Genomic DNA, 11,284 nt, shown 5'->3' on the forward strand with positions numbered 1-11,284 from the left:
GGACGTTTCTCTCGGTAACAGGATTGGCCGATGTCTCTGCGTCATGGGGTATTTGTCTGCGTTGCGCTGCTGGCGGCTCTCGCCATCGCGCTCTATTACGGGTTGAAGCCCGACCATCCCGATGCGCTGTGGCGCATCGTCAGCCAGCAATGTCTGCCCAATCAGCAGGCGCATGACAACCCGGCGCCCTGCGCGCAGGTGGATGTGCCGGCCGGCTTCGTGGTGTTTAAAGATCGCAACGGGCCGCTGCAATACCTGCTGATGCCCAGCGCCAAAATCACCGGGATAGAAAGCCCGGCGGTGCTGGACGCCGCCACGCCGAATTTCTTCGCCCAGGCCTGGCGCGCGCGCCACGTGATGGCGGAACGCTATGGCAAACCGATCGACGACGGCGATATTTCACTGGCGATCAACTCGGAATATGGCCGCACGCAAAACCAGCTGCATATTCATATCTCCTGCCTGTTGCCGGCGGTAAAACAGCGGCTGGCGCAGATCGGCCCCGATTTTATCGAGCAATGGCAACCGCTGCCCGGCGGCCTGTTGGGGCATGACTATCTGGGGCGGCGGGTGACCCCTGCCGAGCTGGAGCAACAGGGCGCCTTCCGTCTGTTGGCCTCCGGCCTGCCGCGCGCCGACGGGCGCATGGGCAGCTTCGGCCTGGCGATGACCGCGCTGCCGGACGGCGATTTCCTGCTGCTGGCGACCGAGCGCAGCCTGCTGCCGTTCACCCTGGCCTCGGCGGAAGAGATCCAGGATCACGACTGCCGGCTACTCTCACCGCCGCCGCGTGCCTGATTACTTTTTGCCTTTCATCTCCCGCAGGATCTGCCCGCACTGGTTTTCCTCGCCGCCTTCACTGGGCGAGACCAGCGCCAGCAGCGCCGCCGCCGGCGTCAGCACCGCCCCCAACGCCACCGCCGCCGCGCCGCGCGCGATCAGCGGCCCGGCTTTCACCCCGGCGTCGGGGTGCTTGAAGGTGCCTTTCACGTACAGCGGCGAGCGCAGGGTCAGCACGCGCATCCCCTTGCTTTCCGGATCGATGGACAAATCCAGCCGTTCGGTGGCGAGGTTGGTGTTGCCGGTGATGTTGATCACCGCGTTCTCGGTGTCGAACACGAACAGCCGCGGCGCGGCGACGCCGCTGCGGATGCCGACGTCCGCCGCGGCACAGTTGATGCCCACCACGTCGTCGCCGAACAGCTGCGCCACCAGATAGTTGCCGACGTTCAGGCCGAGGATCTCCATCAGGCTACGGCTGATCACCCCGTTATTGATCAACAGGCGCAGGTCGCCGTTGCTGGTCGCCAGCAGCTCGGCCACCGAATTTCCGCTGCCCGTCAGCCTGGCATCGCCGTTCATTTGCCCAAGGCTGCGCTTCATCGCCGCTACGTTCGGCAACAGCTGTTTGAGCTGGAGTTTGCGCGCGTGCATATCCACCTGGCCGCGCATCGGCTTTTTGCCGCCGTCGAGGCGCACCACGGCGTTCAGGCTGCCGCCCGCCATGCCGAAGCGCAGCGGATCCAGACGCAACTCGCCATTGTTCAGCTTCAGGTGCGTGGCCAAATCGCTCAGCGGTAAATCGCTGCCGCGTTCGATGCGCGCGGCGGCAAACTTCACGTCCGCATCCATCTTGCGCCAGCTTTGCGTATCGAACTGCGCGACCGGCAGCACCTTATCCGCCGGTTGGCGGCTCTTCTCGCCGCGCCCGGCTTTGGCAGCGTTGGAATCCGCGCCGATCAACGGCGCCAGATCCGCCAACCTCAGCTGCCGGGAGCTCACCGCGCCGCTCAGCGTCGGCCGCGGCTTACCGGCAACGTATTTCAAGTCACCGTGAATGTCACTGTCGCCGATTTTGCCGTCGAACTTCTGATATTCGAACACGGCGCCGCCCGGCTGATGCAGGCGGGCTATCAGATGGCCATCGGTCGCATACGGCGGCGTGTTCGGCAGCAGCACGCCGGTCAGGCCATAGAGGTCACCCAGGCTTTCGCCGGAAAATTTCAGCTGCACGTCCAGGCCGCCGAGGTTCAGCGGATCGGACAAGGTGCCCGCCACCGCAACACGGGTGCTGCCGGAACGCACGTCGGCCTGCAGCGGGAACGGCAGATCGGCGCTCTGCAGTGACAGCATGCCGCCGATCTTGCCGCTGCCGCTCAGCGGTTCGCCGTTATATTTGCCCTTGACCTGCCAACCGAAAACGTAGTCGGGGGTAGCGGCCTTGCCGCCGCTCTGCTTGCCGGTCACTTCACTGAACGGCAGCGGTTTACCGAGCGGATCGATGACGGCGCGGAAATCCGCCTTCAGGGTGGCGTCTTTAAAGGCGATCTGTCCCTTGTCGAACACGATGTCGTGAACGGTGAACGACCAGGCGGAAGGCGGTTGCTGCGGATCCTGGCCAGCAGCCAGATCAAACGTCCAGTTGTTGTCGCCGTTGGCCAGGCGTTCCAACGACGCATTCGGCTGCTTGAGCCAGATGCGCGGGATCAGCAGTTCTTTCCTCAGCAGCGCCAGCGGCGCGATGCTGGCGTCGACGCGCTGCAGCGTCACCATGCTGTCGCCGGGCATGTTTTTCGGGTTACCCAGCCACACGTCTTCGGCGTGAATATGCGGCCAGGGCACCCAGGCGCGCCAGCCGCCCTCATCCCGGTTACGCGACCAGTCGACGCCCAGATCGCCGCGGATGGCGAACGGCCGCCGCAGTTCGGCCGACACTTTGTCGTTGATGGTGGGTTTGAGTCGATTCCAGTCGAAGGTAGCGATGAAGATCGCCAGCGCGACGATCGCCAGCAGCACAATGCCGCCCAGCCAGCTGAAAACCTTTCCTGTTCTTGTCATAGGGCTCCCTCAGCACATAAACCGGGCTGCCGAATGAAAGGAAAAAGAATGAGCAGCCCCGTTTAAGCCTAGCTGAGGATAGGCCGGAGTTCACGCCGGCGCGCCGGGCGCGGCGAACAGCGTCGGTACGCTGTGCAGAGTTTCAAAGCACGCCGGGCGGGAAAGATAGTAGCCCTGCGCGGCCAACGCGCCGGAACGCTGCACCAGCCGCCACTCCTGCTCGGTTTCCACGCCTTCGACGATCACCCCGTCGCTGTGCTGGTTCATCATCGTGATCAGGGTGCCGAGCAGCTGTACGCCCTCTTCCGACTGTTTGAGCAAGGTGAACAACTCGCGCGCCACCTTGATGTATTGATAGCGCCAGGCGCCGACGGCGGAGAAGTTGGCCAGCCCGCTGCCGAAATCGTCCAGCCACAGCCGTTCGCCGCCGACGATCTGCTGCAACGGGTGGTTTGACGCCGTTTCGGCGTGCTCCACCAGCTCGAAGCGCAGATAGGGCATCTCGGCGATCTGGCGTTGCAGCTCGCTATGACGTTGCAACGCTTGCAGCGCGATGCCGTCGATATTGACCGACACCATCACCGCGTGGCGAATGAACAATGCCTGCCAGCGCTGCAACAACGCCAGCTGTTCCTGGATCACCCGCAAACGCTGGGCGACGCCGAGCGAGGCGAAATACTGTTCGGGAGATTGCCGTTTGTCCGGCTCATTCGGGTGATATACCGCCGTCAGCAGTTCCACCGCCAGCAGCGCGCCGCTGGTGCGATAAATCGGCTGGAAGGTATACAAGCGCCGGCATTGCCGCCAGTAGCGCCGCGATTTGGCGCAGGCATAGAGGGCAAAACAGGGCGCCAGCAGACCCGAGATCAGGTTGGTTATCATCGGTACTATCGCCGTGGCGGGGAAGTGAGAGCGCTGCCGCTGTTTCTTTACCCAGCTTATCGGCCGCACCGCGTAAAACTTTAAGCATGAATTGCCGCGCGCTTTCCTCTTCGCCCTGTTGGCATGGGCCGATCGCGATCATAAAAAATTAAAACACTGTTTTAATTTATTGACTCCCTCACCGCCTTGCGTAGAGACTGATGGCTGTTGCTTCTTCTTTAGCCAGGGCTTATTGACGATGACTATCCGAAATCTCGCCGTGATCGGCGAATGCATGATCGAGCTGTCGCAGCAGGGCGCGCAGCTGACGCGCGGCTTTGGCGGCGATACCCTCAACACCGCCGTCTACCTCGCCCGCCAAATGCCGGAACAGGCGCTGCAGGTGCATTACGTCACCGCGCTCGGCACCGACAGCTTCAGCGGCGAGATGCTGCAGGCCTGGCGGCAGGAGAAGATCGAGACCGGGCTGATTCAGCAGTTGGAAAACAAACTGCCGGGCCTGTACGTGATCGAAACCGACGCCGCCGGCGAACGCACCTTCTACTACTGGCGCAACGACGCCGCCGCCCGGTATTGGCTTGCGGGCCCCCAGGCCGAGGTACTGTGCGCCCAGCTGGCGCAGTTCGATTATCTGTATCTCAGCGGCATTAGCCTTGCGATCCTCGCGCCTGCCGACCGCACGAAGCTGCTGGCGCTGCTGCACCGCTGCCGCGCCAACGGCGGCCAGGTTATCTTCGACAACAACTACCGCCCGCGCCTGTGGCAAAGCCGTGAAGAAACACAGCTGGCCTACCGCGAGGTGCTGGCCTGCACCGACATTGCCTTCCTGACGCTGGATGACGAAGCGTTGCTGTGGGGCACGCAGCCGGTTGAACAGGTGGTGGCACGCACGCAGGCGCTCGGCGTCGGCGAGATCGTTATCAAACGCGGCGCGGATGCCTGTCTGGTGTTCGGCGTGGAGGGAGAGCGACTTGAGGTACCGGCGATTGCGCTGCCGCCGGAGTGCGTAGTGGATACCACCGCGGCGGGCGACGCTTTCAGCGCCGGTTATCTGGCGGAACGCCTGAGCGGCGGCAGCGCCCAGCAGGCGGCGCAGCGCGGCCACCGGCTTGCCGCGACGGTGATCCAACATCGCGGCGCCATCATTCCCGCAACGGCAATGCCCGCATAGCCAATAAGGCGGCGGCGAGGTTACCCCGCCGCCCGCGCAATAGTTCCCAGAAACATTGATCAGAGGATGATTGAAAGAATTTCCCTGGCGTTGGCTTATTTCCGCCCAGAGCTGCTAAGCTCGGGTCTTGGCATTACCGCCTTTTTGAATTTATTAGCCGAGTATAAATTTCAATCCGCCGCACTGACTAGCTGGACTTTGGTGCAGGTCGGGCTGAGCCGCCGAACGACAGGGAGGTTACCGATGGCCGTCGCATTCGCCAACGCCGTCGCCGCAAGACTGCATCTTGACGGCCGACTGCACGCCTTCAGCCAATTCAAATACGCTTATTTGACCTTCAACAAACACCGTCCCGATCGCCATCTGCTGGTCTCGAGCTACCCGCAAGAATGGCTGGACATATACAGCGCCAATCGCTATCAGCGCATCGATCCCGTCGTGCGCGCCGCCCATAGTCGCTGCGCGCCCTTCATGTGGCACGACACCCCCGTCACCACCGAGGATCGGCATTACCGGAAGATCTTCAGCCAGGCGCGGGAATACGACATCGTGCACGGCTGCAGCTTTGTTTTGCACGATCACGACAACAACCTGGCGATCTTGTCGATCAGCGCCAAGGCAGCCGATGACGCCGATCTGCGGCAGCTGATGGAAGACGAGAGGGCCAGCCTGCAGATGGTATTGGTCGATACCCACCAGCACGCTCTGGCCTTGGCCAGCGCCGAGGCGAGCCGGACAGACCGGCTCTCGCCGCGCGAAGGGGAAATCCTCTACTGGGCCAGCCAGGGCAAAACCTACCATGAGATCGCGCTGATCCTGGGGATCAAAACCGGCACGGTGAAGTTTCACATCGGCAATGCGGTGCGTAAGCTGGGGGTCGCCAACGCCAAACACGCGATCCGGCGCTGCCTTGAACGGCAGTTGCTCGCGCCGCCGGAGGCATAAAAAAAGCCGGCATCACAGCCGGCTTTGTGTTCTTTACCTTGCGGAAAATCAGCCCGCAACGGCGATACGTTTCATGTCGGTCATGTAGCCACGCAGTTTGCGACCGACGGTTTCGATTGGGTGACTGCGCACCGCTTCGTTCACGTCGCGCAGCTGCGCGTTGTCCACCGCCGTACCCGCCGCGGCTTTGCCCAAATCGCCCGCCTGCAGGGTGGTCATGAAGTCCTTCAGCAGCGGCACCGCCGCGTTGGCGAACAGGTAGTTGCCGTACTCTGCGGTATCGGAGATAACCACGTTCATTTCATACAGACGTTTGCGCGCAATGGTGTTGGCGATCAGCGGCAGCTCGTGCAGCGACTCATAGTAAGCCGACTCTTCGATGATGCCGGCATCGACCATGGTTTCGAACGCCAGCTCAACGCCCGCTTTCACCATCGCCACCATCAGCACGCCGTGATCGAAGTACTCTTGCTCGCTGATTTTGCCTTCAAACTGCGGCGCATTCTCGAACGCGGTTTTGCCGGTCTCTTCGCGCCAGGTCAGCAATTTCACGTCGTCTTCCGCCCAGTCGGCCATCATGCCGCTGGAGAACGCGCCGGAGATGATGTCATCCATGTGCTTCTGGAACAGCGGCGCCATGATGGTTTTCAGCTGTTCGGACAGCGCATAGGCACGCAGCTTGGCCGGGTTGGACAGGCGATCCATCATCAGCGTGATGCCGCCCTGCTTCAGCGCTTCGGTGATGGTTTCCCAGCCGAACTGAATCAGTTTCTCGGCGTAAGCCGGATCGGTGCCCTCAGCAACCAGCTTGTCGAAGCACAGCAGCGAACCCGCCTGCAGCATGCCGCACAGAATGGTCTGCTCGCCCATCAGGTCGGATTTCACTTCGGCGACGAAGGAGGACTCCAGCACGCCGGCGCGGTGGCCGCCGGTCGCCGCCGCCCAGGCCTTGGCGATCGCCATGCCTTCGCCTTTCGGATCGTTTTCCGGGTGAACCGCAATCAGAGTCGGCACGCCGAAGCCGCGCTTGTACTCTTCACGCACTTCGGTGCCCGGGCATTTCGGCGCGACCATCACCACGGTGATGTCTTTACGCACCTGCTCACCCACTTCAACGATGTTGAAGCCGTGGGAGTAACCCAGCGCCGCGCCGTCTTTCATCAGCGGCTGCACCGCGCGCACCACGGAAGAGTGCTGCTTGTCCGGCGTCAGGTTGACCACCAGATCCGCCTGCGGGATCAGGTCTTCGTAGGTGCCGACCTTAAAGCCGTTTTCGGTCGCCTTGCGCCAGGAAGCGCGCTTCTCGTCGATCGCTTCTTTGCGCAGGGCATAGGCGACGTCCAGGCCGGAGTCGCGCATGTTCAGCCCCTGGTTCAGACCCTGGGCGCCACAGCCGACAATCACCACTTTTTTACCTTTCAGGTAGCCGGCTTCGTCAGCAAATTCGTCGCGCGCCATAAAGCGGCATTTACCCAATTGCGCCAACTGCTGACGCAGGTTCAATGTGTTGAAATAGTTAGCCATGGTGGTACTCCGGTTTGATGTTGTCTTGCATTGTTATTTTCATTCCCCGCCCTGTCTGTGCGGAGATTCGTTAAACTCAATGTATAACAGGAAATGCGTTGCTTAAATTGATATATTGAGAACGTGATATTGCAATTTATGCAACACTCTCACTGCGAGCGTATCGATATGGATTTACGTGATTTAAAGCTGTTCCTGCATTTGGCCGAAAGCCATCACTTCGGGCGCACCGCCAAGGCGATGCACGTCAGCCCATCGACGCTCTCCCGCCAGATCCAGCGGCTGGAAGAGATCCTCGGGCAGCCGCTGTTCCTGCGCGACAACCGCACCGTGCAGCTGACCGACGCCGGCGAACAGCTGAAAGAATTCGCCCAGCAAACGCTGCTGCAGTATCAGCAGCTGAAGCACTCGCTCGGCCAGCACGGCCCTTCGCTGAGCGGCGAACTGCGGCTGTTCTGCTCGGTGACCGCGGCGTACAGCCACCTGCCGCCGATCCTCGATCGTTTCCGCGCGCAGCACCCGCTGGTCGAGATTAAGCTGACCACCGGCGACGCCGCCGACGCGGTCGACAAAGTGCAATCCAACGAGGCCGATCTCGGCATCGCCGGCCGGCCGGAAACGCTGCCCGCCAGCGTGGCGTTCACCAAAATCGGCGAAATTCCGCTGGTGCTGATCGCGCCGGCGCTGCCCTGTGCGGTGCGCAGCCAGGCATTCGCCGACAGGCCCGACTGGGCCGAGATCCCGTTCATCCTGCCGGAGCACGGCCCGTCGCGAAAACGCATCGAGCTGTGGTTCCGCCGCCACCGCATCAGCAATCCGCTGATTTACGCCACCGTCGGCGGCCACGAAGCCATCGTGTCAATGGTCGCGTTGGGCTGCGGCATCGCGCTGATCCCGAGCGTGGTGGTGGACAACAGCCCGGAGCCGGTACGCAACCGCATCTCGCAGCTGGATAACATCTCGATGGTCGAACCGTTCGAGCTGGGGGTCTGCGTCCAGAAAAAGCGCCTCAGCGATCCGCTGATCGACGCCTTTTGGCGCTTGCTGCATCCCCGCTGACGCGAGGTTTACAGATCCGCCGGATCGATCTGCTTCATCGTCTCTACCTGCATCAACCAGTGGTAGAGCGGCTCAAGCTGCAAAAATGCCCCGGTCAGCAGCGGCACCAGATCGGCGCTGAACAGCTTTTCCACTTCGCTGTCGGTCACCATCACCGCAAACGACTTGCGGTTGTACCAGGTGGCGATCTCCGCCGCCTGCTCCTTCACCAGCGGGCGCTTGTAGCTCTCACCCACCAGCTCGAACGGCCGCCGGCAGCAGGCGGCCACCTCAAGGAAAGGCTGCGGCCGCTGCCTCAGCGTATGGCGGAACAGATCCATAGTCGGCTTGTTGGCGCTGTAGTAGCCGAGCCCATAGCGCAGCATGTCCGGCCCCAGTTCGAAAAAGTAGACCGGCGCGTCTTTCCAGTCTTTGCTCGGACGCTTGAACGTCAGCCACATGCGGCTGCGGTAGCGCGATTTGTCATGAGAAAAGCGCGTGTCGCGATGAATGCGCGACAGCGTTTTTCCGATCGCCGGGCGAGTCTCGAACTGCGGGTCGATCGCCAGCATGCCGGGAGCCAGCTGCTCCACCAGCGCGCGAAACGGCGCCAACAACTCGCGATCGTAGATATCGCGGTTGCCGTCGAACCACGCCTTATCGTTCTCGATCCGCACCTGCTGCAGGAAATTCAGACCCTGCTGGCTAAAGCCGGAGAAAGGTTGCGCCATAAGTTTTTCCGTTCTGACGGTTTATCGGGTGTTGCGCAGATCTTCCCTCTGCCAACGGCGTTTGATAAACACGCGCCGACGCGTGCGAAAGTAAGCGACATAGAGAGAGAACGCCGCCCGGTTGCTGAATAGTGCACCGCCAACCACGCCCCACAGCAGCATGGCGACGGTGGCGATACCGGTCATCCCCGACGCCCACGCCGCTGCGGCGCCAAGGCAAAACAGGCCGAGCATGCCAAGGTAATATTGCAACAATACCACCCCGCTGTTTTTACCCTGCACCAGTTGGAACAGGATCAATGTCATCCACACCGCCACGATCGCGCCGCTGCCCATGAGAACGGCGGCGGAAGTGTTGCCGCTCCAGGCGGCCGCCACGTCCGTGGCCAGGCCCATCACGCCCGCCAGCCCCAACGTCAGGCATACCAGCAGCAACATGACATTGCCGACGCCCGGCGGCGACAGCCGCTGGCCCGGCGTCAGGAAATGCTGCTCGAGTTGCGCATCTACGCCGGCGAACAGTGCGCGATCGCGCGCCGCGATTTGGCGTTCCATCTCCCGGCCCTGCGTCAATAAGCGGGCCAGCCGGCCGGGTAAACGCACCGGGCTCACCCCTGCAAAAAGAAGCGGAACGCCGGGTTGTCGGTTTCGTCATGGCAATCGTAGCCCAGCGCCTGCAGGTGCCGCTCGAATTCCGGCTCGGTTTGCGCCAGTTCGAAGGCCGCCAGCACCCGGCCGAAGTCGGTGCCGTGGCTGCGATAGTGGAACAGCGAAATGTTCCAGTGCGTGCCCAGCGTCTGCAGGAATTTCAGCAGCGCGCCCGGCGACTCCGGAAACTCAAAGCTGTACAGCCGTTCGCGCAGCGGCTTCGACGGACGCCCGCCCACCATGTAGCGCACGTGCAGTTTGGCCATCTCGTCGTCCGACAGATCCACCACCTGATAACCGTCGGCATTGAGCTCGTCGATGATTTCCCGCCGTTCGGCGTGCCCGCGCGTCAGACGCACGCCGACAAAAATACAGGCGTTGTCGGCATCGGCGTAGCGATAGTTGAATTCGGTCACCGAGCGGCCGCCCAACAGTTGGCAGAACTTGAGGAAGCTGCCCTGCTGTTCCGGAATGGTCACCGCCAACAGCGCTTCACGCTGTTCGCCCAGTTCGCAACGCTCGGAAACGTAGCGCAGCCCGTGGAAGTTGAGGTTGGCGCCGGATAACACGTGCGCCAGACGCTCGCCCTGAATGTTGTGCTGCTGGACGTACTTTTTCAGCCCCGCCAGTGCCAGCGCGCCGGAAGGTTCGGCAATGGCACGCACGTCCTCGAACAGATCTTTGACCGCCGCACAGATGGCGTCGCTGTCCACGGTGATTACGTCGTCCAGATACTCACGGCACAGGCGGAAAGTTTCGTCGCCGATACGCTTCACCGCCACGCCTTCGGCGAACAGCCCGACGCGCGCCAGATCCACCGGATGGCCGGCATCCAGCGCCGCGCGCAGGCAGGCGGAGTCTTCCGCTTCGACGCCGATCACTTTGATCTGCGGCATCAGCTGCTTGATCAGCACCGCCACCCCGGCGGCCAGGCCGCCGCCACCGACCGGCACGAAGACCCGATCCAGATGCGCGTCTTGCTGCAGCAGCTCCATCGCCAGCGTGCCCTGCCCGGCGATCACCGTCGGATGATCGAACGGCGGCACGAAGGTCATGCCCTGCTGCTGGGAAAGCTCGATCGCCTTCGCTTTGGCCTCGTCGAAATTGGCGCCGTGCAGCAGCACTTCGCCGCCGAAACCGCGCACCGCATCCACTTTGATGTCCGCGGTGGACACCGGCATCACGATCAGCGTTTTGATGCCCAGCCGTTTACCGGAGAAGGCGACGCCCTGCGCGTGGTTGCCGGCCGAAGCCGTCACGACGCCGCGCGCCTTCTGCTCTTCGTCCAGCCCGGCGATCATCGCATAGGCCCCGCGCAGCTTGAAGCTGTGCACCGGCTGGCGATCTTCGCGCTTCACCAAAATGGTGTTGCCGAGGCGCGAAGAAATTTTGCTCATGGCCTGCAACGGGGTGACCTGCGCCACCTCGTAGACCGGCGAGCGCAGTACCGCTCGCAGATATTCCGCGCCGCAGGGGGCGCTGGGTAGGGGTTGAGAAACCGCCATGC

10 protein-coding genes are annotated in these 11,284 nt (G+C 62.4%); 4 read left to right on the plus strand and 6 right to left on the minus strand.

What is annotated here, in order from left to right; genetic code table 11:
• Nucleotides 1-30 precede the first annotated feature (30 nt).
• Nucleotides 31-798: a CDP-diacylglycerol diphosphatase gene (locus tag V8N38_RS24510; RefSeq protein ID WP_147840466.1), complete on the plus strand. Its 768-nt coding sequence runs from the start codon at nt 31-33 to the stop codon at nt 796-798.
• On the opposite strand, the gene V8N38_RS24515 is transcribed toward V8N38_RS24510, so the two are convergent.
• Together V8N38_RS24515 and pdeH are read right to left on the minus strand one after the other, a co-directional pair.
• The gene (locus V8N38_RS24515) at nt 799-2,838 is read right to left on the minus strand and encodes an AsmA family protein (protein ID WP_060425392.1); all 2,040 of its coding nucleotides are present in this window, start codon (nt 2,836-2,838) and stop codon (nt 799-801) included.
• Between the two features lie 90 nt (nt 2,839-2,928).
• Entirely contained in the window at nt 2,929-3,720 is a 792-nt protein-coding gene (gene pdeH / locus V8N38_RS24520; protein ID WP_060425390.1) for a cyclic-guanylate-specific phosphodiesterase, read from the minus strand.
• Nucleotides 3,721-3,958: 238 nt separating this feature from the next.
• On the opposite strand from pdeH, the gene V8N38_RS24525 reads away from it, so the two are divergent.
• Entirely contained in the window at nt 3,959-4,891 is a 933-nt protein-coding gene (locus tag V8N38_RS24525) for a sugar kinase (RefSeq protein WP_084827063.1), read from the plus strand.
• Between the two features lie 243 nt (nt 4,892-5,134).
• Nucleotides 5,135-5,836 carry a LuxR family transcriptional regulator gene (locus V8N38_RS24530; RefSeq protein ID WP_070914469.1) on the plus strand — a complete coding sequence of 234 codons (702 nt, stop codon included), beginning with the start codon at nt 5,135-5,137 and terminating at the stop codon, nt 5,834-5,836.
• Between the two features lie 48 nt (nt 5,837-5,884).
• Here the strand turns inward: V8N38_RS24530 and ilvC are convergent, their stop codons facing one another.
• A complete protein-coding gene (gene ilvC / locus V8N38_RS24535; RefSeq protein ID WP_038874693.1) occupies nt 5,885-7,360 on the minus strand; it encodes a ketol-acid reductoisomerase in 1,476 nt (491 codons plus the stop codon).
• 168 nt (nt 7,361-7,528) lie between these two features.
• Between ilvC and ilvY the strand changes: the two genes are divergently transcribed.
• Nucleotides 7,529-8,419, plus strand: a complete 891-nt coding sequence (gene ilvY, locus V8N38_RS24540) for an HTH-type transcriptional activator IlvY (protein ID WP_033636409.1) — start codon at nt 7,529-7,531, stop codon at nt 8,417-8,419.
• Nucleotides 8,420-8,427: 8 nt separating this feature from the next.
• Here the strand turns inward: ilvY and V8N38_RS24545 are convergent, their stop codons facing one another.
• The 3 genes from V8N38_RS24545 to ilvA are packed head-to-tail and all read right to left on the minus strand — an operon-like array spanning nt 8,428 to nt 11,282.
• Nucleotides 8,428-9,129 carry a DUF2461 domain-containing protein gene (locus V8N38_RS24545; RefSeq protein ID WP_070914471.1) on the minus strand — a complete coding sequence of 234 codons (702 nt, stop codon included), beginning with the start codon at nt 9,127-9,129 and terminating at the stop codon, nt 8,428-8,430.
• 21 nt (nt 9,130-9,150) lie between these two features.
• The gene (locus V8N38_RS24550) at nt 9,151-9,684 is read right to left on the minus strand and encodes a hypothetical protein (RefSeq protein ID WP_147840467.1); all 534 of its coding nucleotides are present in this window, start codon (nt 9,682-9,684) and stop codon (nt 9,151-9,153) included.
• 53 nt (nt 9,685-9,737) lie between these two features.
• The gene (gene ilvA / locus V8N38_RS24555; RefSeq protein WP_033654502.1) at nt 9,738-11,282 is read right to left on the minus strand and encodes a threonine ammonia-lyase, biosynthetic; all 1,545 of its coding nucleotides are present in this window, start codon (nt 11,280-11,282) and stop codon (nt 9,738-9,740) included.
• Nucleotides 11,283-11,284 lie beyond the last annotated feature (2 nt).

It is taken from the genome of Serratia nevei (assembly GCF_037948395.1).
GTDB lineage: Bacteria > Pseudomonadota > Gammaproteobacteria > Enterobacterales > Enterobacteriaceae > Serratia > Serratia nevei.

Bases quoted from the DNA above. Each gene is read 5' to 3' on its own strand.
- V8N38_RS24510 (WP_147840466.1), top strand. From the start codon at position 31: ATGTCTCTGCGTCATGGGGTATTTGTCTGCGTTGCGCTGCTGGCGGCT.
- V8N38_RS24515 (WP_060425392.1), bottom strand. From the start codon at position 2,838: ATGACAAGAACAGGAAAGGTTTTCAGCTGGCTGGGCGGCATTGTGCTG.
- pdeH (WP_060425390.1), bottom strand. From the start codon at position 3,720: ATGATAACCAACCTGATCTCGGGTCTGCTGGCGCCCTGTTTTGCCCTC.
- V8N38_RS24525 (WP_084827063.1), top strand. From the start codon at position 3,959: ATGACTATCCGAAATCTCGCCGTGATCGGCGAATGCATGATCGAGCTG.
- V8N38_RS24530 (WP_070914469.1), top strand. From the start codon at position 5,135: ATGGCCGTCGCATTCGCCAACGCCGTCGCCGCAAGACTGCATCTTGAC.
- ilvC (WP_038874693.1), bottom strand. From the start codon at position 7,360: ATGGCTAACTATTTCAACACATTGAACCTGCGTCAGCAGTTGGCGCAA.
- ilvY (WP_033636409.1), top strand. From the start codon at position 7,529: ATGGATTTACGTGATTTAAAGCTGTTCCTGCATTTGGCCGAAAGCCAT.
- V8N38_RS24545 (WP_070914471.1), bottom strand. From the start codon at position 9,129: ATGGCGCAACCTTTCTCCGGCTTTAGCCAGCAGGGTCTGAATTTCCTG.
- V8N38_RS24550 (WP_147840467.1), bottom strand. From the start codon at position 9,684: ATGGAACGCCAAATCGCGGCGCGCGATCGCGCACTGTTCGCCGGCGTA.
- ilvA (WP_033654502.1), bottom strand. From the start codon at position 11,282: ATGGCGGTTTCTCAACCCCTACCCAGCGCCCCCTGCGGCGCGGAATAT.